Source organism: Rubritalea squalenifaciens DSM 18772 (assembly GCF_900141815.1).
GTDB classification, from domain to species: Bacteria; Verrucomicrobiota; Verrucomicrobiia; order Verrucomicrobiales; family Akkermansiaceae; genus Rubritalea; species Rubritalea squalenifaciens.
Window position 1 is genome coordinate 968,832 of sequence record NZ_FQYR01000003.1, and the last position, 26,758, is coordinate 995,589.

Here is a 26,758-nt window from a genome sequence, read left to right on the forward strand (position 1 = left end):
TCTCCACTTCATATTTCATATTTCAAGAACATTTCCATGCTATGACCCACCCGACTGAAACAATTTAAATGGATGTTTGTTTCTGCCGCTTTTCTGGGTAAAGTTAGATTAATCAGCACAAACGTAACTTAGACTAAATAAAAAGAACGTAATTAAGACTATGGCATTAGATACTATCAGAACTTTCCAAACCGGCTCAGGCCAAGAAGGCAAGTACAACTCCCTCCCTGCTCTCCAAGAGCAAGGCTTCGACAAGATCAGCCGCCTACCAGTCTCCATCCGAATCGTGCTGGAGTCCCTACTCCGCAACTGCGATGGCCGAAAAGTCACCGAAGAGGACGTAAAGAATCTGGCCAACTGGAATGCTGCGGCCCCAGGAAATTACGAAGTACCATTCACGGTAGCCCGTGTCGTCCTCCAGGACTTTACCGGAGTACCACTGGTTGTAGACCTCGCAGCCATGCGTAATGCAGCTGCAGAGACTGGTGCAGACCCTGCTGTCGTCGAGCCACTCGTCCCAGTCGATCTCGTGATTGACCACTCTGTTCAGGTGGACTTTGCTGGTTCCCAGCAAGCGCTCAATCGCAACCTTCAGATCGAGTTCATCCGCAACAAGGAGCGTTACGAATTCCTCAAATGGGGTCAGCAAGCTTTTGATACTTTCAGCGTAGTACCTCCGGGCATCGGTATTGTTCACCAGGTCAACCTTGAGTACCTAGCCAAAGGTGTTCTGGAGAAAGAAGGCACTTACTACTTCGACTCCCTCGTGGGCACAGACTCCCACACCACCATGATCAACGGCCTAGGAGTCGTCGGTTGGGGTGTTGGCGGCATTGAGGCTGAAGCGGCCATGCTCGGCCAGCCTGTCACCTTCCTCGTACCTGAAGTAGTTGGAGTGTACCTCCACGGTGAACTCGCTGAGGGAGTGACTGCGACAGACCTCACGCTCCGTATTACCGAGATCCTTCGAGCCCACGGCGTGGTAGGCAAGTTCGTCGAGTTCTACGGTCCAGGTGCGAAGGCGCTCTCCCTTCCCGACCGCGCAACCATCGCCAACATGGCTCCCGAATACGGCGCTACCATGGGATTCTTCCCTGTTGACGAGGAGTCCGTTTCCTATCTCCGCGGCACAGGTCGCTCCAAGGAGATCTGTGAAACTGTCGAAAATTATTTCAAGGCTCAGGAAATGTGGGGCATTCCTGAAAAAGGCGAAATCGATTACACAGACGATCTCGAACTAGACCTCGCATCCGTGGTGCCTGCTGTATCTGGACCTAAGCGGCCGCAAGACCGTATCGACGTGCCAGACCTCGGCAACAAGTTTAACGAGCTCTTCACCGCGTCCACAGCCGATGGCGGTTTCGGCCGCACTGAGGACACACGTAACATCAGCGTAGACATCCACATGCCGGAGCCGGCAGGTGTCGCTATTGGCTCCCTTCTCGACGACTTCACCCCAGGAGCTGAGATGGACAAAGCTGAAATGACCACCAACCGCCCTACACCCGATGCTGTAGACGCAGCTGAAGCCTTTGATCCAATTGATACCCAACTCAAGCACGGCTCCGTGCTCATCGCGGCAATCACCTCTTGCACCAACACCTCCAATCCAAGTGTGATGCTTGCCTCTGGTCTGGTTGCCAAGAAAGCCAATGCCCTTGGTCTGACTGTGCCACCTTACGTAAAGACATCCCTCGGCCCGGGATCCCGTGTGGTGACTGACTATCTAAATAAGACAGGCCTGCAGACTGAACTCGACCAACTCGGCTTCCAGACCGTCGGCTATGGCTGTACCACCTGTATCGGCAACTCCGGCCCACTTCACCCGGCTATCGAGGGCGCGATTAAGGAAGGAGATCTCGTATGCGCATCCGTACTCTCAGGTAACCGCAACTTTGAAGCACGAGTCCACGGCTCCATCCGTGCGAACTTCCTCATGTCCCCTCCACTCGTGGTAGCCTACGCACTTGCTGGCCGCGTCGACCTCGACCTCGCACATGACCCAATCAGCACCGACAAGAACGGCAATCTCGTTTACCTCAAGGACATCTGGCCAACCATCGACGAACTCAAGGAAGTCATCGACTCGGCTCTCGTTCCAGAGGTCTTCAATACCCTCTACAGTAACCTCGACACCGCCAACCAGAACTGGGTCGACATCGTCTCTGATACTGGTGACATCTACTCATGGGACGATAAATCAACTTACATCCAAAACCCGCCGTTCTTCGAAGGCTTCTCCCGGACTCCAGCCACAGAAGGTAAAGACATCACCGATGCTCGCCCTCTCGGAATCTTCGGCGACTCAGTAACCACAGATCACATTTCTCCAGCTGGCGCAATCGTACCCACATCTCCAGCCGGCCAATACCTCCTTGAGAATGGAGTGGAGAAAGCCAGCTTCAACTCCTTCGGTTCACGTCGAGGCAACGACCGCGTGATGACCCGTGGCACATTCGCCAACGTCCGCATCAAGAACACCATGTGCGAAGGCACCGAAGGCGGATACACCCAGTACTATGGACCGCAGGAAGTACCAGCTCCAGACAAGGAAATCGCACCAGTCAACGGCGGTAAACCCGCCTTCATCTACGATGCGGCACAGGCCTACGCGAAGGATGGCACCGACCTCATCGTGATCGGCGGTGAAGACTACGGTATGGGTTCCTCACGTGACTGGGCAGCCAAGGGCACTCGTCTACTCGGAGTATCAGCCGTCATCACCAAATCCTTCGAGCGTATCCACCGCTCCAACCTCATCGGCATGGGCGTGCTGCCACTCAACTTCAAGGACAAGTCCGACTACGACAAGGTGGCAAACCTCTCTGACGCTACATTCAGCATCATCGGTCTTACTGGTGAACTGAAAGCATCCCAGAATGCGACGCTCGTGGTAAGCAAAGCTGACGGCTCCAGCTTCGAGGTACCCCTCATCGTGCGCCTCGATACCCCCGCGGAGATCGACTACTACCTCAGCGGAGGCATTTTGCCTTATGTCCTCAACCAGATTCTCGACAACGCCGAGGCCTAATTCTACCATATAGACTACTCATCAAAGCGGTTGCCGTTCACACGGCAGCCGCTTTTTCATACCCACCTAGTTCAGGCCTCTTAAACATCAGAAAGTCACAAGCACTCGCCAAACTCAGACAACAGCTTGTGATTATGAGCCCATATTTAGCCAACATATAGCCCAGACATTAATCTATCGCGTTGATTTACCGCGATATCGCGCAAAAAATCAATTTTACGATGCGCCACATCAGATTCCAGCGTAATACAACCAAGCGTTTATACGTTAACAAATGAGCTCAGAAGATCCTTTAAAATGAGACTTCTCCTCACGGACACACATTGGATTAATTATGTTGAAACTCCTCACTCACCTACTACTCACAGCCACTACCCTCCTTCCTGTTCTCAGCAGCGCTGATGAAACGCCCCAACCTAATATCGTATACATTTACGCTGACGACCTTGGCTGGGGGTACATTGGAGCGAACGGCCAAACTCAAGTAAAGACCCCCAACCTAAATGCCCTAGCCGATTCTGGCGTCAATTTTACACGAGGCTATGGATGCACTGTTTGCTCCCCTGCACGCTCATCTCAACAAACCGGCTTTCATCAAGGCCACACCTGGACCGATCGTAATGACCCAGATTCCTCCAAAGCCATTCGTAGTGATGACACCACCATCGGTGACGCGCTCAAGTCTGTAGGCTACCGTACAGCCTATTTCGGGAAATGGGGCTATGGGGCTGATTCAGCCCAAAATGATCCAGCTATCAACAACCCACAAACACTGCCGATCAATCACGGATACGACATAGTTCTCGCCGAGCTTCACCACGTCCGAGCTCACACATTCTTTCAGCCTACGCTATGGCGCTCGAATACAGACGATGAGACGCCGACGACAGCACTCGTCCCTAACACCATTCCGAACGACGCTACTTTACCCACTTACCCAGCCTACCAGAATGACCCAGGCTATCCTAGTACGGCCTACTGTGATGATTCCTACGCTTTCGCAGCACTTGATTTCGTCAGATCAGAAGCACAGGACACCAGCAAACCCTTCTTCTGCCTGCTAGCCTTCCAGATTCCTCACACGCCACTAGGAAACATTACCTCACTTCCAAAATGGTTCGATGAATACAATGATGTAGCTGGCTCTGACTCATGGCCCCAAGACTCCAAAGAGTTTGCAGCTATGGTAACCAGAATGGACGCCCATATCGGCAACCTGCTCGCCGCACTGGAAGATCCGAACAACGATGGAGACAAATCTGACTCCGTCCTCGACAATACTCTCATTGTGTTTGCATCTGACAATGGAGGTCAAAGTAGTGGTGAAGCATCCAGCCCCCTCTCCTTCTTCTCAGGAAACTCTAACTTAAGAGGTGCCAAGGGCAACATTTACGAAGGCGCTATCCGCGTGCCCATGCTGATGAAATGGAAAGGCAAGCTTGCTGCTGGCAGCACCTCTTCTCAAGTGGTCGACGTGACCGACATGCTTCCCACCTTCTGCGAACTCGCTGGGGCTGATATCCCAGTTGGCCTGGACGGAGTGTCTCTGGCTCCCACCATCACTGGGGAAGGACACCAAAGAACGCGTGACTTCATTATTCACGAAGCAGGAAGCAAAGCTTCCATCATCCGTGGAAACTACAAGCTTGTTAAGGACGGCGGCTATGCCCTCTACAACCTAGACAGCGACCCATCGGAAAGCACAGATATCTCAGCTTCTAACACGGACCTGGTCAATGAACTGACCACTCTCCTTCTCGGAGAACGCGTCACTGAGCCTGACAACTTTGCAAATACTTACCACACATGGACTGGCGCCGACGAAGCCAGCACCTCAAACGCCAGCAACTGGTCTGACTACGACTACTCTAACAACGGAACTTCATACCTAAGCGACTCCGGTTCCCCTCAAGCATCTTGGAGCACCAAGATGGAGAACACGAACGCCTCTGACAATACGGCAGTGGCTGATGCCAACATCGAGACCCTAGGCATAGAGATCGAAGGCGACTCCCACCTACAAATACTGAATCTATCCAGCCACACCTTGACTGGACGCAACGAAATCCGCATCGGAGCCAAAGGCAAGGTCAGCATGGAAAACGGTACACTCGATTCCCTCCGCTGGGTTGACCTCCAGAACAAAGGTGAAATCGAGGGAAGCGGCACAATCAATGCCACATTCTATCATTCTGGCACTTACACCAATACGCCCACAACTGAAACGACCATCCCCGGCAACGGGGTGGAACTCATTCAAAATGGAGGATTCGAATCTGGTGCCGATACCGGCGGTGGAGACTACTCCTACACCACACTGGAAAACTGGACCACTGATGGATCAAGCCCAAACAACGATGGCGCCAAGCCTAACAACGCCAAAACAGGAACGTATCGGGGCCTCATTGAGGGAAATACCTCAAATTCAAACCTAGTTCAAAATACAGGTACATCCCTGCTATCCGGTGACGTTTTCACAATCAGTTTCTGGCACAGAGGATTCAGTGGTTGGTCCACCGGAGAAGAAGCCAAAGTAAGTTTGTATTATCTGGATAACAGCAACAATCCCGTAGAAATCTTCGGTAACACCTTTGCTCTCACCAACGGAACTTGGGTTGAGGCCAGCTATACTACGACTGCTCTGTCAGACAGTAATGCTGTAGGTAAAAACCTCTACATAAGCTTAAGCCCCGCCAATGGTGCATCAGGCTTTGCCTCCTTTGATGACGTTTCTCTAAGCAGACAAGGCGAAGAGGTCACGGTCCCGTCAGCCAGAAAGCTCGTCGTGACCTCCAATTATCGCGCCTCAGAGACAGCTTCCACCGTTTTGAGCGTGGCTGGAAAGACCACTGCCGCTGTGGATTACACCCAAATTCAGGTAGCAGGCTCAGCAGCGCTCGATGGAAGCCTCTCATTGGATATCGATCCATCTTTCACACCATCCACTGGTGATACATTTACGGTTCTCACAGCCGGTTTAATTACTGGTAAATACGCACACGCAGATGACATTATCAATGTAGGCGATCATTTCTTCAAGATCACTTACAATGCTCAAAATGTAGTCCTAGAAAAAATCGCCGCAACTGCAAATGGCACCCCTCACAGCTGGCTGGACGACAATGGTCTGAATTCAGGTGATTACGACGCGGCCGACTTAGAGGATAGTGACAATGATGGACAACCTAACTGGAAAGAGTTCATCTCAGGAACAGACCCTAACTCACCAAGCTCAGTCATCGGCACTATCATCCAGCCTGAGGTAGGAGCCGATGGACTCACTCTCTCATGGGATTTTAAACCAAACAGACTGTACTATGTGGAGACTTCAACCGACTTGACCAACTACATCACTCTGGACGGACCTTTTTCAGGTGAACCTTCTACCTACGTCTACAGCATCCCTAACGACTTAGATGGCTCTCGCTTCTATCGCATCAGAGTCGCCAGACGCTAAGCCCGGAGAAAGATCATAGACATCACCCGATTTCTCCATAATGTATGGGGTGATGTCTAATGCTACCAATCCTAACAACAAACATCTCTGTGTTCTCATTGATGCCGATAACACGCCATCTTCCATTATCGCCCCACTCCTGAAGGAAATCGCCAAATACGGCACGGCCAACGTGAGAAGAATCTACGGTGACTGGACGAGCAACCAGCTGGGCAAATGGAAGGACACCCTTCTGGATCACTCTATCCAGCCAAAACAGCAATTCTCCTACACCACAGGCAAGAACGCCACAGACATCGCAATGATCATCGATGCGATGGATCTGATGTACACCAACCGGTTTGATGGTTTCTGCCTCGTATCCAGCGATTCCGATTTCACCCCTCTTGCGGCCCGAATCCGTGAGCAAGCCATCACTGTTTACGGCTTTGGTCAGAAGAAAACTCCAAAGGCATTCGTTGAGGCATGTGATAAGTTTGTTTATCTCGAACTTCTAGATCCCCAACCTCAGATCGCCCCTACCAAATCATCACTTTCCTCCGACAAACAGCTTTTGTCCTATCTCAGAACGGCTATCGAAGCCACCAGTGATGACTCCGGCTGGGCACATCTAGGCGGCATTGGAAGCAACATCAGTAAACAGGCGCCGGACTTTGACTCCCGCTCCTATGGCTTCACCAAGCTAAGCGACTTAGTAAAAAATCACAGTTCTCTGGAAGTAAAATCATCGGGTAAAAACATCCTTGTCCGCATCAAACCAACCAAGAAAAAAGCGGCAAAGAAAACAGCTAAAAAGGCAGCCAAGAAGTAGCCCCACCCTCAATAATCCCTCCGAGAAAACTTCCAAAGGGCCAGTCCAAGTATGAGCACTTCGAAACCAGCTGATGTTAAGTAGAAGTATGACAAGCTATGCCTTGTCCTAGTTCGCTTCTCTATACGCGGCTGCTTGACCTCGATAGAGCCATTCTCCATCGAGGTATTCAGATCAATGTGATCAAGATAAGAATTGGATTGTCTAAGCTTTACCAGAGAATTTAGAGAGATCGTCACTTCCCTAACCTTGGGAAGCGGAATCATCAATTTATCCAATGCCTCATAAGTGGACCTAAAGAAGGATCCCTCCTCTGTATCGTCTACTTTATGGAAGCCACCACTGGTCCAGTCGGGAGCTATTTTCTCCGCAGGCATCGCGACGCCGAACTTGTAGCTAAGATCCTCGGAAATCTGGACCCCCCAAATGCACGCCCAGAAGCAGATCCCTACCAACAAGGCGATCATGCTAGAACGACTAATAATCCCCACCAACACCTGCACACAGTGAATCAAGCTATAGGCAAAGGTAATCACTGGTATTACCCAAAAGATTGACCAGTTAAAATAATTCAACCGGAATGCCAGCGCAGCAAAAATCAACACTGAGAAGATTGTCATCTGGATTAGCACAAAAAGCAGACAGCCAATATACTTGGTGATGAAGAGCTTCGTACGTGAGACTGGCTTGGAAAGACTCACCTCCACTGCCCCTTCACGGGTAAACTCAGGAAACACTGAGACAGTACTAATTAAAGCCAGCAAGATCGATCCGCTACCCACCCAAAACCTGTTAATATAATTTCGGAACAGCTCCACGTAAAACCATTCCCCCTCAGGCGTATTGCTATTCACATAGTCACTGTCCTGCTGAAAGAGCCCAAAACCAATGGAATATCCACTTTCATTCAATCCAATCGATAAATAAATCAGGCCAATCAGCCCCGAAATAGTCAAAGAGATCCAAAACAATTTGTGAGCCATCAGCATCCTGATGGAATCTAGCAATATGGTATAAATCTGACGCATGAATCGTAGTCGAATGGATTACTTGTTCGCTCCCACATAGCCACCTGGGCCAACACCTTCCACAGCCGCCATGAAGAGATCCTCCAGCGACTGCCTTGTCTGCCTCAGTTCTTCGATCACAATACCACGCAGACGCAAGGCATCGATCACATGCTGAATGTCACTCGCATCCCCCACTCTCGCCTCTATCAGCCCTTCACCAATAGTCAGGGATTCCTCCTGCTCCAGATCTTCAAGCAAGTCTGATGGGATCTGTCCATGGTATCTCATCGAATACTTGACATCTTCATTCATGAGGGCGTCCAAATTGCCCTGCTTGATTACCTCCCCTTGACTCAGAATCGCCACACTGTCGCACACCATCTCCAATTCACCCAACATGTGGCTGTTGATAAAAACGGTCCTCCCCTGATCCTTCAACTCCTTGAGAACATTACGCATCTCACGTCGACCTTGAGGATCCACCCCATCAGTCGGCTCATCGAGAAACACAATCTCAGGATCATTCACCAGAGATTGCGCCAGCCCGATTCGCTGCTTCATCCCCTTGGAATAGGTCTCCATCTTACGATCTGCCCACGCGCACATCCCTACGAACTCCAGCAATTCACCCTCGCGTTTCTTGGCAAATTTCCTAGGCACATCACACAGACCTGCTGAGTAAGCGATCACCTGACGCCCTGTCAAATACTCTGGAAAACGCGCATGCTCAGGCAGATAGCCTACTTTTTTCAGTGTCGGCTTATGCCCCACTGGGTGTCCTAACAGCACCCCCTTGCACCGGGTTGGCTTGATGATTGTCAGTAAAATCTTCAGCAAGGTACTCTTCCCTGCGCCATTTGGACCGAGCAAACCAAAGATCTGTCCCTTAGGCACTTTCAGATTAATGCCCCGCAAAGCCTCTACTTTTCCTTTGTAGCGCTTCCGGACATCACAGATATCAATGGCACAGGGTTGATCGTTCACATTTCCAAACTAACTCATAAAATCTGCACTCAACCAGAAAATTTTCACGTCATTCCCCGTATTCTCTATTGGACAAAAAATAACCCTGATCACATTGATTGAATTATGAAATACTGGCTGGCCTCTATTTCCCTGACTACTATCACTCTTCTCAGCTCCTGCGTGCCCACTTCCCCAGCTATGGATCAGCATGGACATGTTCACGTTGAACAATCCAGCTCCAGCCTCAGGGCCCGGGGGCTGAAGGAGTTTGAGGATATCAAGCGGGTAAAACGCATCTCGTTGGATCCTAAACTCAACCAACAGGTTCAGCGTGTCGCAGCACGCCTCAAACCAGTCATCCCTTTACAGAATGCTGCTTGGGAGTTTGTTATCTTCGTAGACGATGAACCCAATGCCTTTGCCCTTCCTGGAGGAAAAGTTGGTATTCACACCGGACTCTTTAAAATTACTCAGAACGATGCAGGACTTGCTGCGGTGTTAGGCCACGAGATTTCCCATGTCACCTCAAATCACGCAGGCAAACGCCAGCGCCAGACCCTTGGACTCGCAGCAGGAGGCTTACTCCTGGATCAAATGCTGAAAGGGCAAGGAAGCTCGGATGAAGACCGTGTTCGTGCCGCTGCCTTGTATGGGGCAGGCGCTACGGTTGGAGTGGCACTCCCGCACTCACGCCGTCACGAGCTTGAAGCAGACCGTATCGGTGCTATCTTCATGGCAAGAGCGGGTTACGACCCCAAGGAAGCAGTTGCCATGTGGGAACGATTTGCAGCCTATAACAAGAAAAAAGGCAGCCGCACTCCGGAATTCCTACGCACCCACCCATTGGATGACACCCGCATCAATGCACTAAAAGCTTTCATGCCACAGGCTTTGCAGGAATATCGTAACCACTAGACACCTCATACAGCTAGAAACCTCTGACTTGCCATGATGAAATTAAAAGACATATTCACGCTCTGCTCGCTCAGCGTAGCAGCCCTCTTTTTCTCAACCTGTAAACCAGCCATGTCGGAAGAACAAAAGAAACCAGCAAAGATGCCCGAAGTCCCTGAGGGATTCGAACAGATCACACTTGGTGCCGGGTGCTTCTGGTGTGTTGAGGCCGTCTACAACCGTATCGATGGCGTGAAGTCCGCTGTATCTGGATACATGGGCGGAAAGACCAAGAACCCTACCTATGAAGAGATCTGCACAGGATCTACTGGTCACGCCGAAGTAGTACACGTCACCTACGACCCCAAGAAAATTTCCACGGAAGAGATTCTCGCATGGTTCTGGCAACTGCACGACCCGACCACCCTGAATCGACAGGGAAATGATGTAGGCACCCAGTACCGCTCAGCCATCTACTACTACAGCGACAAGCAAAAAGACGTTGCAGAAAAGTCCCTCAAGGAAGCTCAGAAAAACTTCAAGGACAAGATCGTTACAGAAATCACGAAAGCTTCTGAACTGTACCCTGCTGAGGTCTATCACCAAGACTACTACAGGCTGAACAAGAACAGCAATGGGTACTGCCGACTAGTCATTGCCCCCAAGATGAAAAAACTCAAGCTCGAGGACAAAGAAAAGGTGGCTGAATAAGCCACCCTTCCTTGAAAACTTTATCCAGCAGCGTCACACCTAGTGGCGCTGCTTTTTTATTTAGGCGTTTAGAAATCCAGTCAATGGACTGGTGGCACTGGAGCCGTCAATAACTTCTGGCAACCCCATCTCATAAGCCGATCTACCAGCCTTTACAGCCATCTTGAAGGCTTGCCCCATACGCACCGGATTACTGGCGATAGCGATGGCAGTATTGACCAACACAGCATCAGCCCCCAGCTCCATCGCCTCAGCGGCATGACTAGGAGCACCGAGGCCAGCATCCACCACCACCGGCACTGTAGCCTGCTCCACGATGATACGTACTTGGTCACGTGTCACCACCCCCTTGTTAGAACCGATGGGAGCTCCCAAGGGCATCACCGCCGCAACCCCCACCTCTTGCAAGCGCTTGGCAAGCACAGGGTCAGCATTGATATAAGGAAGCACCGTGAAACCTTCTTTCACAAGAACTTCTGACGCCTTAAGTGTCTCGATTGGGTCTGGAAGCAAGTAGGTCGGGTCTGGATGGATCTCCAGTTTCACCCACTTGGGTAGTCCGGCAGCGGCAGCTAGTCGCGCTAACCGAACAGCCTCTTCGGCATTCATCGCCCCACTTGTGTTGGGCAGTAGCAAATACTTCTCAGCATCGATGTATTCCAAAATATTGGCATAGGGGTCACTCCCCCCTGATAGATCGGCACGCCGCAATGCCACAGTCACGATCTCGCTCCCAGTAGCATCCAGAGCATCCCTCATCACCTCATTCGAGGAGAACTTACCAGTACCCACCATCAGGCGGGATTCAAATTGGCGATCTGCAATGACCAAAGGCTGATTCTTCATAGCGGCGCTACGCTAGTACCCATCTTCCCTGCTGCCAATGGTCAATTCGATCAGCGGGCTATTTATCTGCACTTCCTCCCCCAAAAATTTTAAAAAAATTTTTGGATTATACCTCATTCTTGACCTAATATCGACCTTGCTCGGGGCTCCTCACCCAAAACATCCCTCATCGTTCATTCACTAGGGCTTATGTGAAGGGATTTCTACGCCATTTTATTAAGTATAATTGAATTTAAACCTTTACAAAATATTATTTTTGTAAACAATTAATCCGTTATGAAAACTATTGCCCTAGTCACAGCATCACTCGTCGCTCCGCTGAGCTCCCTGGCTCCAGCACAGAGCGCCGACACTCTCCGTGCGAAATGCGCGGAGCAGGAACGTCAAATCAAAGAGCTAGAGAAGGAGATCGATTCCCTTCACGCTCTACTCGCCAAGTCCGGCGACAAACCAACAATCACCTCCAAACAAGGAGCAACCAACACGTCCTACACTACTTACAAAGTTCAGAAGGGCGATACAATGAGCAGCATCGCACGCAAGAATGGCGTCAGCCTCGCTGACATGCTTGCCGCGAACAGCAGCATCAATGCGAACCGATTGTCCATCGGCCAGGAACTTAAACTTCCAGGCAAAGTGCCTGCGGAGACCATCTCCAAGGCCGAGCCAGTCATGGAGCCAAGCATCCCTAACACGGTGACCAACTACACCGTTAAAAGTGGTGACACGCTCTACAGCATTGCTCGCACTCACGGCACTACAGTAGCCGCGATTGCAGCCTGTAACGACAAGCTCAACGCCAGAAGCCTCCGTGTTGGCCAACGCATCAGCCTCCCAAGCAACAATGATAGCTCAGCTAAATCTACTCCACAACCAGCTGTGGCGAAGAAAGCTCCAGCACCAAAGCCTGCACCAGCAGCAAAGAAAGAAGCACCTGCTCCCAAGCCCGCTCCAGCAGTAGCCAAGAAGCAGCCCGCTCCACAGAAAAAAGAGTCTGTGCAGCAAGTAAGCCATACTCCTCAGCAAATGAAGATCCGCACCGTCACTGTCGATCAGCAGATGACATACGGACAGTTCGCATCCATGCACGGCGTGAGCATTGACCAAGTCAACGAACTGAACAATCTCACCCTAACAAAAAGCACAGTATTGGCCCAAGGCTCAGAACTCTACATCCCTGGTGCAAGTCACTAATCCCCTTATCGTTCAGAACAATTTCTAGGACATAACGACGAAAGGGCAGAACGCCCAGAGAACTTATTCTCTGGGCGTTCTTCATTGTTAGAGTTAATGTACTCGCATGGCCTTCACACTTCACCCACGATTGGAAAAAGGATGTTTTGATTTCGGCAAACTCGATAATTGCCGAGTCCTCCTTAAGAACAATGCCACCTTCCCATGGTTCATCATTGTTCCAGAAGTTGATGACTCCATTACTGAGCTCCACAAGTTAGAGGCTCACGATTTTGCTGCAGTGAGTTTCGTGGTACGGCAAATGTCCGCATTCGTGGACGCCTATTTCCACCCGGACAAAATCAATGTCGCCAGCATAGGCAACCAAGTTAGCCAGCTCCACATCCACATCGTCGCCCGCTTCGAGAGCGACCCAGCCTGGCCCGGTGTCGTATGGGCCTCCGATGCAAAGAAACCATACGAGCCAGAGCAAGCAGCTCGCATCAATGCCGCCTATAACGGCGTATTTGACCAGAAAGACTAAAAAAGGGCGCCTCAGTTGAGACACCCTTCATGATAGGCCTCAGCAATGACTGTGCTTAGCCTTTCGCCAACTCTTCCAGCAGGTAGCCATTAAGCTTAATGCCCGCCTCGAAGTTTTCGACCCAGAAGTTTTCGTTAGGCGCGTGAATCTGGCAATCAGGTAGCGCAAGCCCCAGCAATAGACTGTCAGCGCCCAGGATATCCTGCATATCTTTGATAATAGGAATACTACCTCCCTCACGGATGAGCACGGGCTGCTTGCCAAACGCTTTCTCCAGAGCTCTTTGAGCCGCCTTGCCGTCCTCGGAGTGAGGATCACTGTAGTATGGCTTACCGTCGTGGCCAACCACGACCTCAACTTTAACACCCTTTGGCGCATGCTTTTCGAAATGAGCCTTCACCTTCTTCTGGATATCCGCCGGATCTTGATCAGGCACCAAACGGAAGGAAAACTTAGCCATCGCCTTTGCCGGCAAGACAGTCTTAGACCCTTCACCCTGGTAACCACCGCCGACACCATTCACCTCGGCAGTTGGACGCGCCCATAAACGCTCCGCAGAAGAATACCCCGGCTCCCCGAAGGCTTCAGGAGCCCCAGTGATACGGAGCACATCCTCATCACTGACACCCGGAATTTGAGCCCACATCTCACGCTCCCAATTTTCAAGAGGCTTCACATCGTCATAGAAACCATCAACAGCAATCTTGCCATTTTCATCGTGCAGACTCGCCACCAATCTAGCGACAGCAGTTGCTGGATTCGCCACTGCACCACCAAAGACGCCAGAATGCAGATCACCCTTAGGACCAGTAACCAGCACCTCACAACAGGCAATACCACGAAGTCCATAGCCCATGGTTGGCACACCTTTGGCCACCATACCTGTATCTGAGACCGCAATCACATCACACTTCAACTCATCCTTGTGAGCTTGCAGGAACGGCACAAGATTTGGACTACCAATTTCCTCTTCTCCTTCAAACAAGAAGATCAAGTTCACAGGCAACTCCCCCTTCTCCTGAAGGGTCTTCTCCACACCTAGCAAATGAGCCATGAGCTGCCCTTTATTGTCCGTAGCACCACGAGCCCAGATACGATCATCCTTAATAACCGGCTCAAATGGCGGCGTATCCCACAGCTCCACCGGATCCACAGGCTGTACGTCATAGTGACCATAAATCAGCACCGTCTTCCGGCCCTCCCGATGATCGTTTCGCGCGATCACGATAGGATGCTTCGGCGTCTCGTGCAGCTCAACACCGAGCCCCATTCCAGTCAACTTCTGGACCAGCCAGTCGGCGCAGGCACGGACATCACCAGCATGCTCGCTGGCGGTTGAAATGCTCGGAAATCTTAGCAAAGTGAATAAATCTTCCAAATGAGAATCCATAGCCCATGTAATGCACCCCACTAAGGAAAAGCTCAAGCGAAATGGAGCAACAATCTAAACATAGCCCCACAAAAGGCACGTTTATTGACCTGCACCCAATCTCAACCAACAAAAAAGACGCACCGTAAACCAGTGCGCCTCTTCGTTGTAAATTTTCTGGAATGCGGACTAGCAACCGCAGCCGCCGCCACCACCACCGCCACAGCAACCACCGTTAGCTGCAACAAAGTCCTCTTCATCAGGCACACGACCAAGCTCCAGAGTGAGACCGACGTACTTACCGATAGCCATCTGAAGTGTCTGAAGCTCACGCTGAGCTTCCATGAAGTTAGTAACCACCTCATTCTTGAGAAGCTCTTCACGCGCTTCTTCGAATGCAGAGATATCGGCCTCAGAAAGCTCTACTCCAGAGCGTTGCTTGTGGTTCAACTCTTCGCCGCGCTCATGCACAGACTGATACTGAAGACGAGCTTCGTCGTTACCGAGGAACTTTTCTACACTTTCCTGAAGTGTCTTGAACTCGGATTCTTCTACGATGGAGGAGCAAAGATCCTTGGTCTTTGCCATGATGGTGGAATCGTCTGCAATCAAACTCATGCCCGTCGTTAACCCCGGATTTCCACTTTGGCAATAGGCGTTTTCGACAATGCCCTCATTTCCCCCGTTTTATCCACCAAGCCTTCTAAATTAGCTTGATTCATCACTGTAATGAAACGCTTGTGAAATTTTTCACAATCAGGCTTGTTACCTCGTGTCTTTTTTTGTTTTCTGCTGAAGTCGCAAACGATTTTATCAATGACTGACTCCAAAACCACAGCATACGAGGCTCCCGACAATGCAACAAAAACAGCGGCTGCCGTAGCCGACTACCACGCGGAGGCCGACGATATGATGGGAGAAAAGATGGTCCTAAATATGGGCCCCTCTCATCCAGCTACTCACGGAGTACTCCGTCTCATCCTAGAACTGGACGGTGAAATCATCACCAAAGCGACTCCTGATGTAGGCTTCCTGCACCGCGGCGATGAAAAGATCGCGGAGAACATGACCTACAACCAGTTCGTTCCCTACACAGACCGCCTCGACTACCTGGCACCACTGGCGAACAACGTCGCCTATGCTTGCGCCGTCGAAAAACTCATGGGCTGGGAACTCCCACCACGTGGCCAAGCCGTCCGTGTATTGGCTTGTGAACTTGCCCGAATTTCAGCCCACATGCTTGGAGTCGGGGTATGTGCCATGGACGTGGGCGCAATGACCGTTTTCCTCTACACCTTCAACGAGCGCGAGAAGATCTACAACCTCTGCGAACAACTGACCGGTGCCCGCTTCACCACTTCATACACCCGTATTGGTGGTCAACTCCGAGATCTACCTGAAGGCTTCGAAGGGAGAGTTCGCACCTTCCTTGATGAATGTGACGAGCAGATCAATGAAATCGCCACCCTTCTGGATAAGAACAAGATCTTCATGAATCGCATGTGCGATGTAGGAGTCATCTCCAAGGAGGACGCCATCAGCTACGGCATCACTGGACCGAACCTCCGTGCCTCCGGCGTTGAACGTGACCTACGCAAGGACTCCCCTTACCTCGGCTACGAGAAATACGATTTCGATGTACCAGTAGCTGAAGAAGGCGACTGCTACGCACGCTACCAGATCCGCATGGAAGAGATGCGCCAGTCCATCCGTATCATCCGCCAGGTGCTCGACAACCTTCCAGAAGGTCCAGTCAACATCATCGATCCGAAGAGCGTCCTTCCAAACAAGGAAAAGGTCCTCATGTCCATGGAGGAGCTCATTCACCACTTTATCGTCACGACTCAGGGTATCGATGCCCCTGAGGGCGAAGTCTATTTTGGTCATGAAAACCCGAAAGGCGAACTCGGGTTCTATATTCACTCCAAAGGTGGAGGCGTGCCGCACCGCCTCAAGATCCGCAGCCCCTCCTTCGTCAACCTTTCTATCTGCTCGGAGCTACTTAAAGGCACCATGGTTTCAGACGTTCCCGCCATCCTGGGATCGCTGGACTTTGTGATGGGTGAATGTGACCGCTAATCATCACGTATTTTTCAAGATTTTAGAGACAAACGATCTTATGTCCCAAGACATTACGCTAGAACAAGCCGTCGCCCACGTCCCCTCTCCTGGGGACCAGCACTTCAAGCCATTCGAGGCGAGTGCTGAAATCGAAGCACTGGCCGACGAACGCATCTCTCACTACCCAGTCAGCAAGCTCTCCGCAGTGCTGCCCCTGCTTCACATCGTACAGCATCACTTTGGCTACATTTCCAAAGAAGCAATCAGCTGGGTGGCAAACAAACTGGAGATCGAGCCGATCAAAGTTCTCTCAGTGGTTACTTTCTACCCAGGATTCCGCCAGGTAGCTCCGGGCAAGTTCCACTACCGTGTCTGCCGCACACTTTCCTGCGCCATGGCTGGCTCCTATGAGCTGATGGACAAGATCTGTGAAATCACCGGAATCGACCGATCAACCTTGTCTCACGACAACCCGATTGCTGTGTCCCCATGCGGCAACTACTCAGTGGAATTCGCTGAGTGCCTCGCCTCCTGTGGTTCTGCTCCTGTCTGCCTCGTCAACGACGATTTCCACGAGAACATTTCACCAGACGACGCCAAGTCCTTCGTCGAGAAAACTTCCGCCCAAAGCTAACACTGACCTTACGCACCAATGTCAGAAATCAAATATCTTCCAGGCAAAGAGCCTCATCCTGCTGAGCACCGCTTGATCTTCAAAAATATCGATCGCGAAGGCTGGGATACCTCTATCGAGACCTACATGGCAGACGGCGGCTACGACCAGCTTAAGAAAGCGGTCGAAATGGAACCTTCCGCCATCACTGATGAAGTTAAGAAATCTGGTCTCCGCGGACGTGGTGGCGCAGGCTTCCCGACGGGTGTCAAGTGGGGCTTCATCCCACCTAACAACACCAAGCCTGTCTACCTGATCTGCAACTGCGACGAATCCGAGCCTGGCACCTTCAAGGACCGCTACATCGTCCACCAAGATCCACACCAGCTCATCGAAGGCATGGTCATTTCCGCTTTTGCGGTGGGCGCCCATACCGCCTTCATTTATATGCGTGAGGAATTCCCCGCTGCCGCCATTATCATGGAGAAGGCGATCGAGGAAGCACGCGCGAAAGGTTTTGTCGGCAAAAACATTCTCGGTACCGGGTTCGATCTCGAAATCTGGGTACACCGTGGTGCGGCAGCCTACATCTGCGGCGAGGAAACCGGCCTGATCGAGTCTCTCGAAGGCAAGCGCCCATACCCACGCATCAAGCCCCCCTATTTCCCGGCAGCTCTCGGCCTCTACATGGCTCCTACCATCGTGAACAACGTCGAGTCCCTCTGCCACGTAAAGCACATCCTCGAGATGGGCGGCGACGAATACGCTAAGCTCGGTGTCGAACGAAACACTGGCACTCGTATTCTTTGCGTCTCTGGTGACGTGAAAAAGCCCGGTTACTACGAAGTACAGGTCGGCAAGATCACCATGGGTGAACTGCTCAATGACATCTGTGGAGGTCCCAAGGACGGCAGAAAGTTCAAGGCCGTCATTCCCGGTGGTTCCTCATCCAAAATTCTCCGTTGTGACGAGACATTTAAACTAGGCCGTGGCGATGATGCCAAGGAGATCTCCTTCTGGGATATCCAGATGGATTTCGACACTCTAGCAGCCTGCGGCTCTATGGCGGGCTCTGGCGGCGTGATCGTTCTCGACGATTCGCGTAAAATGTCTTGGGTGCTCAACAACATCAACCACTTCTACGCTCACGAGTCTTGCGGCCAGTGTACTCCATGCCGTGAGGGTAACGGCTGGATGAAGAAAATTTCTGACCGACTCGTCACAGGCAAGGCAAATCCAGAAGACATCAAGACTCTGGAAGAAGTCGCCTATCAGATCGACGGCAAGACCGTCTGCGCCTTCGGTGAAGCTTCCTCATGGCCTGTCGAGGCCATCATCGCCAAGTTCCGCGACGAGCTTCTCGAAGACACCTCCGAAGACAATCACTACCTCTCCAAAGAACAGCTCCAAAGGGAATTATATCTGAAGAAATAACAACCTACACATCAGCACTAACCGTAGCAAGTAGCAGGTAGGAAGTAGCTAAACAATGGAAGCCGCAAAGACATACAGAGACCTCAAAGTTTGGGAACGAGCACACGCATTCGTTCTTGAAGTCTATGCGCTCACAAAATTCTTCCCTGAAGACGAAAAGTACGGGCTCACCTCTCAATTACGTAGAGCGGCAATCTCAGTCCCCTCAAACATTGCTGAAGGATTTAGCCGATGGAATAACGAGGACAAACTAAGATTTTATAACATTGCTGAAGCCTCTCTAGCCGAAGCTGACTATCAGTTGCTTTTAGCTAAAGATTTGAAGTATGCAGATCCAGTCATTGCTCATAATCTCGCAGAAGAGACCAAACGGCTACTAACCAATTTCATCAAATCAATACGCCAGTATTGATAGCTACCAGCTACTCCCTACTAGCTACACTCATTACAAACCAACGATGTCCGACACACCAACAACGCAGCTCCCTAAAGACCTCGCCGCCGAGAAAGGCATGGTCAACGTCCAGATTGACGGTCACTGGATCCAGGTACCGAGAGGCACCCGCATGATCGAGGCCTGCAAAATGGCTGAAAAGGAAGTCCCGCACTACTGCTACCATCCGAAGCTTTCCTCTCCGGGTAACTGCCGTATGTGTTTGGTTCAGATGGGCATGCCACCACGTCTTGCTCCAGGCCAAGAGCCTGAGTATGATGAGAAAGGCTATCAGGAAATTGGCTGGATGCCGCGCCCGGTAATCGCATGCGCGAATACGGTTGCTGAAAACATGGGTATCCGTACCCAGGGTGAGCTCGTGGAGAAGACACGTGAAGGAGTGATGGAGTTCCTCCTCATCAACCACCCGCTCGACTGCCCGATCTGCGATCAGGCCGGCGAATGCACCCTTCAGGAGTTCTCCGTCGAGCACGGCCGCGGCCAGTCCCGCTTCCTCGAAGACAAGGTCAAAAAGCCAAAGAACGTAGACATCGGCCCGCGTATCAATCTCGATGACGAGCGCTGCATCATGTGTTCACGCTGTATCCGTTTCATGGATGAAGTTGCTGACGACGCAGTTCTCGGTTTCACCGACCGAGGCACTCACACCACCCTTTCCTGCCACCCGGATCGCAAGCTTGATTCCAACTACGGCATGAACACGATCGACCTCTGCCCGGTGGGAGCTCTTACTTCCAAAGACTTCCGCTTCCAGATGCGCGTCTGGTTCCTCAAGGAGACCAAGTCTATCGACGTCAACTGTGCTACTGGCTGTAACACCACAATCTGGACGCGCGGTAACGAAATTTACCGAGTCACTCCACGTCTCAACAACGACGTCAATTCTGAGTGGATGCCAGACTCTCACCGCCTCTCCTTCCATGAGGTACAAGGTGACAACCGCCTCACTGATCCAATGATCAAGGTCGGCCACAGCCATGAACCTACTGACTGGGATTCCGCCCTAGAGGCAGCTGTCGATGCACTCAAGCAATTCGAGGCTTCCGAAGTCGCCGTCATTGCTTCCGCCCGCCAGACCAACGAGGAACTCTTTCTTTCCAAGACTCTCGCGGACGTGATCGGCACAACAGCTATCGCTACCGTGCCACGAACAGGTGAAGCCGATGGTAAACTTATCTCTTCTGATCGCAACCCGAACACCAACGGAGCCAAGCTCATCCTCGGCGAAAATGCCGTCAACAATCTTGGCTCTATCAAATCTGGTCTCGCAGACGGCACGATCAAAGCTCTCATCGTTCTCAATGAGGACCTCTTTGAGGCCGCTGGATTCAGCCATGAAGACTTGGGTAAGGCTGAGCTCATTATCTCTTCCCATATCATCGCAAACCCAACTGCACACGCCAGCCACATCGTACTCCCTAGCTCCAGCTTTGCAGAGAAGCGGGGCAGCATGATCAACGTTACTGGACGTCTCCAGCGTCTAAACCAAGCGGTTCAAGCTCCTGGCAATGCCCGTGACGACTGGGAAATCATCCGCGATCTCATTCTCGCCTACACAGGTGAGAAGAATGACCTCTACATGCTTGAGGACGTCATCAAGATCATCGCTCAGGCTGTTCCTGCATTTGAAGGCATCACTCTTTCCAAGATTGGTGACCAAGGTACTCAGCTCATCGAGACAGGAGAAAGCATTCCACTTCTCGAACGCGAGAAGGAGCGTGTCGCCAACCGCGAAATCGTCGGCTAATCCATTTTATCCATCTAATTAATCCTCTCCGGTCAACTATATCGCCACCATGGACATCGACCTAACATTCATCCTCATCACACTGGCAAAAATCATTGGTTTCACCTTTGTGCTGACTCTTCCTATCATCGCCTACTCCGTGTACGCCGAGCGCCGCTTCTCAGCGGTAATCCAGGACCGCGTAGGCCCAAACCGCACAGGTATTCCGCTTACCTTGTTCGGCTTCAAAAAGGACATCCCGCTGCAAGGTTTGCTCCAGCCACTGGCTGACGGTCTCAAGTTCATCCTCAAGGAAGACTTCGTACCGGCACACGTGAACAAGTTCTTCTTCTGGATTGCTCCAGCACTTACCATGGTGCCAGCACTCCTCACACTCGGAGTCATCCCATTCGGTTCGGAACTTTTCGGTGAAAAGCTGGTCATTGCTGACCTCTCCGTAGGTCCACTCTTCATCTTCGCGATCGCTTCCCTCTCCGTATACGGAATTACCTTTGCCGGATGGGCTTCCAACAATAAATACTCCTTCTTTGGTGGTGTTCGTTCCTGTGCGCAGATGATTTCCTACGAGATCGCCCTCGGCCTTTCCATCATCCCTGTGCTCATGATCTTCGGTGAGCTCAACCTGACCAAAATCGTTGAGTGGCAGGCTAACAACGGCTGGCTCCTGCTCCCCTTTACTTGGGAAAATGGTGCTTTCCAATTCGGCCTCTACGAATTTGGCGGAGCCTTCGGCGCCTTCCTGCTGATCCCACTTGTGATCTCCTTCTTCATCTTCACCATCTCCATCTTCGCGGAGACCAACCGCATGCCTTTCGACCTTCCTGAATGCGAAACCGAGCTCGTTGGTGGTTACCACACTGAGTACTCCTCCATGAAGTTCGCTCTCTTCTTCCTCGGTGAATACGCCGCGATGATTGTAGGTTCCGCCCTCATTGTCACCCTCTTCTTCGGAGGCTGGTCACTCGGTTTCGGTCTCGATGAACTCCTCAAGAATCCAGATGGTTCTTGGGTTGACTATGCTGGTCTCATCCACCTCGGCGCCTTCCTTACCAAAGTGGTCGCCTTCATCCTGTTCTTCATTCTTGTTCGCTGGACTGTCCCACGTTTCCGCTACGACCAGCTCATGAAGCTGGGCTGGGTCGTCTTTTTTGAACTCGCCCTCATCAATATCCTCGTCGCAGCCCTCATCATCGCAGCACCTAGCATGCTTGAGCGTGGTGAAGGTGTGGCCGTAGCAGCCCTTGCCGCCGGAATTGTGATCTTCTCCGTAGTCATGGTCATGATCGCAAAGAGCCTCGATAAGAAGACAGAATCACGAATTAAGAATCAAGAACTAGCAAACTAGAATCCAAGCGCATAATGAGCACCAAGATTCATTCATATGAAGATCTTGTAGCGTGGCAAAAGGCTCATGCTCTGGTGCTTAGAATCTACCAAACAACGAACACATTTCCAAAAGAAGAACTCTTCGGACTAACCTCCCAACTCAGACGCGCCGCAGTTTCAATTCCCTCCAATATTGTCGAAGGATTTGGACGCTGGGGCAGCAATGAAAAGAAACGCTTCTACAACATCGCTCAAGCTTCTCTGAAAGAAGCTCATTACCAACTCAGACTCGCAGAAGACCTCAATTATGCAGATACAACAGACACAAGATTACTCGCGAATGAAGTCGAACGCCTTATCGGCGGACTAATCAAAGGTGTCCCGCATACAGAGAAAAGCTCTTCTTGATTCTCAATTCCTGATTCCCAATTCTAAATTATAATGGCCGAAGTAAAAAAACTGAAGCGACCTGAGCTCGACGCCGGTGAGAAAATCTATCTCATCGCCCTCGCCAAAGGTGCCCTCGTCACACTGAAGCACGCGTTCAAATCCATGATTGGTAAGTCACGCGGTGCCGATAGCCTCAAATCATCCGGCTTGGGTATCACCATGCAGTACCCTGAGCAGAAATGGGATGACCAGCTGCCAGAGCACTACCGGGGCGCCCCTGCCCTCGTTACTGACGAGCAAGACCGCGAACGCTGTGTTTCCTGCCAGCTCTGTGAATTCATCTGCCCACCTAAGGCCATCAAGATCATTCCTGGTGAGATTCCAGCCGATGACGAGTGGTCCAAAGTCGAGAAGCGTCCTAAGGAGTTCGATATCGACATGATCCGCTGCATCTACTGCGGCATGTGTGAAGAGGTCTGCCCTGAGCAAGCCATCTTCCTCCGCAAAGACTACGCCATCACCGGGACATCCCGTGAAGATATGGTTCACAACAAAGAGAAGCTGTACGAAATCGGCGGCAAGCGTGTCGGCCTCGTCAACAAGTGGAATGAACTAAAATAGTTAACAGTTATCGGTTAAAAGTTATTAGAGATTTTGCAGCACTGGTGTGCTGATCTAAATATGGAAACACAGATTACATCATTTGAAGATTTGGAAGCCTACAAAGCATGTAGGGAGTTCCGCATTTTTGCATGTACTGTGATTGCAAAATCTCTCAACCAGCAAAAAGAATTTGAATTAGCTAAGCAGTTAAAAGATTCCGCTAGATCCACAACAGCGAACATTGCCGAAGGCTACGGAAGGTTTCATCACCTCGATAATGCCAAGTTTTGTTCAAACGCTCGTGGCTCTCTCTATGAAGCTCTCGAACACATCATCACAGCTAGCGACGAAGGATTTACTACAGAACAAAATCTATCTACCTCCAGAGAATACTTTGAAAAGTCAGTTAAACTATTAAACGGCTACATCAATTACCTCTACCGTTCCGCTAACAAATCAAAAAATCAATCAGCTCCCCAGAGCTGCTAATTAACCAATTAACACCTAACCAATCACTCTTAACTATCGTGCCTACACCACTTTTCTACATCTTCGCACTGATCATGCTTGCGGGCGGTATCTGCGTAGTAGCGCTGAAGAACCCGGTTTCCAGTGCACTCGCGATGATTACCTCCTTCATCGGTCTCGCTGCTCTGTTTGTTGGACTGAATGCCTACTTTGTCGGTGTTCTTCAAGTCCTCGTCTATGCAGGTGCCATCATGGTCCTCTTCCTCTTCATCATCATGCTTCTTGATATCAAGAAGGAAGAAGGCAAGACCCGCAGACTATCCTTCATCTCTGCAGGCATCATGGTACCTCTTCTGTTAGTCCTCCAGCTCATTGCCGTCCTCCAGACAAGCAACCTTGGCGACTTCACACCTATCACCAAGGAATCCATGGCGATCAGCGCCCAGAGCCTTCCTGAAGGAACTGCCAAAGCTAGCTTGGAAAGCGGTGATCTCCCCGATGTAAACCTGATCGGCCAGAAACTCTTCACTGACTACAACTTCCCCCTCCAAGTTGTGGGCGTACTCTTGCTTGTCGCCACCGTGGGCTGTGTGGCTCTCTCCAAGAAACTCAAATCCAAAGGCTAGACACAAGCAACCTGAACCTTTTCCTATCCAATGACTGCTAGTCTCACAGAATACCTTTTCATGTCCGGCCTCCTCTTCGCCATTGGTTTGGCAGGAGTCATCATCCGTCGGAACATCATTGTCATCTTCATGTGCCTGGAGCTCATGCTCGCTGCGGCATCCCTCACCTTGGTCGCCTTCTCCAGAGCGAATCTCGGTGCAGATGGACTGCCTGACTATGACGGACAGATGCTTGTCTTCTTCATCATCACCGTGGCTGCAGCTGAAGTTGCTGTAGGTCTCGCCATCATCGTCGCGCTCTATCGCGCTAGACAGACAGTCTCCACGGACGACCTCACCAGCCTCAAAGGATAACCCATTTTCTAATCACTAGCTCTATAAGTTTCATCCCATGCAAGCTTGGATCTTACTCTTCCTACCTCTCGTTAGTGCCATCATCATCCACTTTCTGCTCAGACAGAAATTGGCGACGATCGCTGCCGTGCTCGGCACTGTAGCTACAGGCATTGGCCTAGCCCTCTCCTTCCTGCTACTTGGCAGCACGGATACTCCAGCCCCAATCCACTGGATATCTGTTGGCGACTTCCATATCGATATCGGCCTGAAGCTCGACCAGCTCTCCACCGGCATGATGATCGTGGTGACCGGCATTGGTTTCCTCGTCCACCTCTTCTCCCTCGGCTACATGAAGGATGACGATGCGAAGGCACGCTACTTCGGCAACCTCTCCCTCTTCATGTTCTCCATGACGGGTATTGTCCTCGCGAACAACTTCATCATGATGTTCATCTTCTGGGAGCTCGTTGGTCTATCTTCCTACCTGCTCATCGGTCACTGGTACAAGAAGGACACGGCTGCCGACGCGGCCAAGAAAGCCTTCCTCTCCAACCGTGTGGGTGACTTCGGCTTCATCATCGGTATCCTCATGCTCTGGGGCCTCACCGCCACCTTTACCTTTGCTGAGATGGGTGAAGCAGGCCTCACTCAGGCGACTCCATTCTTCGGCGCAGCCGTTCTTCTCATCTTCTGCGGTGCGATCGGCAAGTCCGCCCAGCTTCCACTCCATGTCTGGCTTCCAGACGCCATGGAAGGTCCGACCCCTGTTTCCGCCCTCATCCACGCGGCGACCATGGTGGCTGCCGGTGTCTACATGATGGCCCGCCTCTTCCTTTCCGTCGGCGTTGACGTAGTGCCTCTTTGCTCTGCTAGCACCATCGCTTGGATCGGTGGCCTCACCTCACTTTTTGCCGCCCTCATGGCGACTCAGCAGGACGACATCAAAAAGATCCTCGCCTACTCCACCCTCTCCCAGCTTGGTTACATGGTGATGGCCGTGGGCCTCATTGCACCAGAGGCTAGCATGTTCCACCTCTACACCCACGCTTGGTTCAAGGCACTTCTCTTCCTGGGTTCCGGTGCCGTCATCTATGCCTGCCACCACGAGCAGGACATCTGGAAAATGGGCGGACTGTTCAAAAAGATGCCTATTACAGCGATCACGTTCCTCATTGGTACAGCTGCTCTTACCGCAGTTCCATTCACATCAGGTTTCTACTCAAAAGAAGGCATCCTTCACGCAGCCCACCATCAGCCACTCTTCTGGGTAGCTGCATTTGTTGCTATGCTAACCACCTTCTACATGTTCCGTCTGTTCTTCGTTGCCTTCCTTGGCAAAGCTCGAGGACATGGTGCAGAAGAAGCTAAAGAAGTATCACCACTCATGTCGTTACCGCTGCTTGTTTTGGCAGTCATGGCTCTTGCTTCTCCTTTCCTCAGCCAGTTCTTCCCATGGGACGAAACAGCCAGCGGAAAGCCGATTCCATTCCACGCGAAGCCTGCAATGAACGACATTCTTTGGACCTCCATCGGAGCCTTCACCATCGGTCTGGTTCTCGCCTTCATCTTCTACTTCGGCAAAGACCGTGATCCACTTAAGGGCAATGCCATCATGAAGGTCTTCCGCAATAAGTTCTACGTGGATGAATTCTACGGCGGTCTCGTCAAATACGTGCAGGACATCGGTGCAGCCATCGTGGACTTCTTCGACCAATTTGTGATCAATGGACTGATTGTTGGTGGTCTCACCCGCACAGCCCAAGGTCTTGGCGGCATCTTCCGCCGCACCATGCAGTCCGGTAACCTGCAGAACTACGCTTACCTACTTGGCGGCGGAATCATCCTCGTCATCTACCTCACCGTTTTCATCTAATTTTTCCCAACTGAA

General features: G+C 51.3%; 24 protein-coding genes. 19 read left to right on the plus strand and 5 right to left on the minus strand.

The features are described from left to right. Positions 1-160 precede the first annotated feature (160 nt). The 3 genes from acnA to BUB27_RS09455 all read left to right on the plus strand — a co-directional run bounded on the left by acnA (position 161) and on the right by BUB27_RS09455 (position 7,299). Positions 161-3,031: an aconitate hydratase gene (gene acnA, locus BUB27_RS09445; RefSeq protein ID WP_143183556.1), complete on the plus strand. Its 2,871-nt coding sequence runs from the start codon at positions 161-163 to the stop codon at positions 3,029-3,031. A gap of 334 nt (positions 3,032-3,365) precedes the next feature. Continuing rightward, a complete protein-coding gene (locus tag BUB27_RS09450) occupies positions 3,366-6,488 on the plus strand; it encodes a sulfatase-like hydrolase/transferase (protein ID WP_143183557.1) in 3,123 nt (1,040 codons plus the stop codon). A 52-nt stretch (positions 6,489-6,540) separates the two neighbouring features. Next, the gene (locus BUB27_RS09455) at positions 6,541-7,299 is read left to right on the plus strand and encodes an NYN domain-containing protein (RefSeq protein ID WP_143183558.1); all 759 of its coding nucleotides are present in this window, start codon (positions 6,541-6,543) and stop codon (positions 7,297-7,299) included. A gap of 8 nt (positions 7,300-7,307) precedes the next feature. Here the strand turns inward: BUB27_RS09455 and BUB27_RS09460 are convergent, their stop codons facing one another. Together BUB27_RS09460 and BUB27_RS09465 are read right to left on the minus strand one after the other, a co-directional pair. Then, the gene (locus tag BUB27_RS09460; RefSeq protein ID WP_143183559.1) at positions 7,308-8,327 is read right to left on the minus strand and encodes an ABC transporter permease subunit; all 1,020 of its coding nucleotides are present in this window, start codon (positions 8,325-8,327) and stop codon (positions 7,308-7,310) included. Between the two features lie 18 nt (positions 8,328-8,345). Further along, entirely contained in the window at positions 8,346-9,293 is a 948-nt protein-coding gene (locus BUB27_RS09465; protein WP_143183560.1) for an ABC transporter ATP-binding protein, read from the minus strand. 105 nt (positions 9,294-9,398) lie between these two features. Between BUB27_RS09465 and BUB27_RS09470 the strand changes: the two genes are divergently transcribed. Next, a complete protein-coding gene (locus BUB27_RS09470; RefSeq protein ID WP_143183561.1) occupies positions 9,399-10,190 on the plus strand; it encodes a M48 family metallopeptidase in 792 nt (263 codons plus the stop codon). A 111-nt stretch (positions 10,191-10,301) separates the two neighbouring features. Further along, positions 10,302-10,880 (plus strand): peptide-methionine (S)-S-oxide reductase MsrA, encoded by a 579-nt coding sequence (msrA, locus tag BUB27_RS09475; RefSeq protein WP_234991722.1) that lies wholly within the window; start codon positions 10,302-10,304, stop codon positions 10,878-10,880. Positions 10,881-10,940: 60 nt separating this feature from the next. On the opposite strand, the gene BUB27_RS09480 is transcribed toward msrA, so the two are convergent. Then, on the minus strand, positions 10,941-11,726 hold the full coding sequence (locus tag BUB27_RS09480) for a thiazole synthase (protein WP_143183562.1): 786 nt from the start codon (positions 11,724-11,726) through the stop codon (positions 10,941-10,943). A 276-nt stretch (positions 11,727-12,002) separates the two neighbouring features. Between BUB27_RS09480 and BUB27_RS09485 the strand changes: the two genes are divergently transcribed. Together BUB27_RS09485 and BUB27_RS09490 are read left to right on the plus strand one after the other, a co-directional pair. Next, a complete protein-coding gene (locus tag BUB27_RS09485) occupies positions 12,003-12,920 on the plus strand; it encodes a lytic transglycosylase (RefSeq protein ID WP_143183563.1) in 918 nt (305 codons plus the stop codon). 106 nt (positions 12,921-13,026) lie between these two features. Next, positions 13,027-13,443 carry an HIT domain-containing protein gene (locus BUB27_RS09490; RefSeq protein WP_143183564.1) on the plus strand — a complete coding sequence of 139 codons (417 nt, stop codon included), beginning with the start codon at positions 13,027-13,029 and terminating at the stop codon, positions 13,441-13,443. Positions 13,444-13,498: 55 nt separating this feature from the next. On the opposite strand, the gene BUB27_RS09495 is transcribed toward BUB27_RS09490, so the two are convergent. Together BUB27_RS09495 and BUB27_RS09500 are read right to left on the minus strand one after the other, a co-directional pair. Beyond that, positions 13,499-14,833, minus strand: coding sequence for a dipeptidase (locus BUB27_RS09495; protein WP_143183565.1), 1,335 nt, complete (start codon positions 14,831-14,833; stop codon positions 13,499-13,501). Positions 14,834-15,001: 168 nt separating this feature from the next. Next, the gene (locus BUB27_RS09500) at positions 15,002-15,430 is read right to left on the minus strand and encodes a YlbF/YmcA family competence regulator (protein ID WP_143183566.1); all 429 of its coding nucleotides are present in this window, start codon (positions 15,428-15,430) and stop codon (positions 15,002-15,004) included. 198 nt (positions 15,431-15,628) lie between these two features. On the opposite strand from BUB27_RS09500, the gene nuoD reads away from it, so the two are divergent. Genes nuoD through nuoL form a run of 12 tightly spaced genes read left to right on the plus strand, consistent with a single transcriptional unit; the run spans position 15,629 to position 26,743 of the window. Continuing rightward, complete coding sequence (nuoD, locus tag BUB27_RS09505) at positions 15,629-16,891, plus strand: NADH dehydrogenase (quinone) subunit D (protein WP_143183567.1); 1,263 nt, start codon at positions 15,629-15,631, stop codon at positions 16,889-16,891. A 40-nt stretch (positions 16,892-16,931) separates the two neighbouring features. Beyond that, positions 16,932-17,507, plus strand: coding sequence for an NADH-quinone oxidoreductase subunit NuoE family protein (locus BUB27_RS09510; RefSeq protein WP_143183568.1), 576 nt, complete (start codon positions 16,932-16,934; stop codon positions 17,505-17,507). Positions 17,508-17,525: 18 nt separating this feature from the next. Beyond that, entirely contained in the window at positions 17,526-18,920 is a 1,395-nt protein-coding gene (gene nuoF, locus BUB27_RS09515; protein WP_143183569.1) for an NADH-quinone oxidoreductase subunit NuoF, read from the plus strand. A gap of 55 nt (positions 18,921-18,975) precedes the next feature. After that, complete coding sequence (locus tag BUB27_RS09520) at positions 18,976-19,332, plus strand: four helix bundle protein (protein WP_143183570.1); 357 nt, start codon at positions 18,976-18,978, stop codon at positions 19,330-19,332. Positions 19,333-19,378: 46 nt separating this feature from the next. Further along, positions 19,379-21,121 (plus strand): NADH-quinone oxidoreductase subunit G, encoded by a 1,743-nt coding sequence (locus tag BUB27_RS09525; RefSeq protein ID WP_143183571.1) that lies wholly within the window; start codon positions 19,379-19,381, stop codon positions 21,119-21,121. 49 nt (positions 21,122-21,170) lie between these two features. After that, a complete protein-coding gene (locus BUB27_RS09530) occupies positions 21,171-22,466 on the plus strand; it encodes a complex I subunit 1/NuoH family protein (protein ID WP_143183572.1) in 1,296 nt (431 codons plus the stop codon). Positions 22,467-22,480: 14 nt separating this feature from the next. Beyond that, the gene (locus BUB27_RS09535) at positions 22,481-22,855 is read left to right on the plus strand and encodes a four helix bundle protein (RefSeq protein WP_143183573.1); all 375 of its coding nucleotides are present in this window, start codon (positions 22,481-22,483) and stop codon (positions 22,853-22,855) included. Between the two features lie 33 nt (positions 22,856-22,888). Continuing rightward, positions 22,889-23,458, plus strand: coding sequence for a NuoI/complex I 23 kDa subunit family protein (locus BUB27_RS09540; protein ID WP_143183574.1), 570 nt, complete (start codon positions 22,889-22,891; stop codon positions 23,456-23,458). 60 nt (positions 23,459-23,518) lie between these two features. Continuing rightward, positions 23,519-23,929 (plus strand): four helix bundle protein, encoded by a 411-nt coding sequence (locus tag BUB27_RS09545; protein ID WP_143183575.1) that lies wholly within the window; start codon positions 23,519-23,521, stop codon positions 23,927-23,929. Between the two features lie 38 nt (positions 23,930-23,967). After that, positions 23,968-24,534 (plus strand): NADH-quinone oxidoreductase subunit J family protein, encoded by a 567-nt coding sequence (locus BUB27_RS09550; RefSeq protein ID WP_143183576.1) that lies wholly within the window; start codon positions 23,968-23,970, stop codon positions 24,532-24,534. Between the two features lie 30 nt (positions 24,535-24,564). Next, positions 24,565-24,888 (plus strand): NADH-quinone oxidoreductase subunit NuoK, encoded by a 324-nt coding sequence (gene nuoK, locus BUB27_RS09555; RefSeq protein ID WP_143183577.1) that lies wholly within the window; start codon positions 24,565-24,567, stop codon positions 24,886-24,888. Positions 24,889-24,925: 37 nt separating this feature from the next. Continuing rightward, positions 24,926-26,743, plus strand: a complete 1,818-nt coding sequence (gene nuoL / locus BUB27_RS09560; protein ID WP_143183578.1) for an NADH-quinone oxidoreductase subunit L — start codon at positions 24,926-24,928, stop codon at positions 26,741-26,743. The last annotated feature ends 15 nt before the right edge of the window (positions 26,744-26,758 follow it).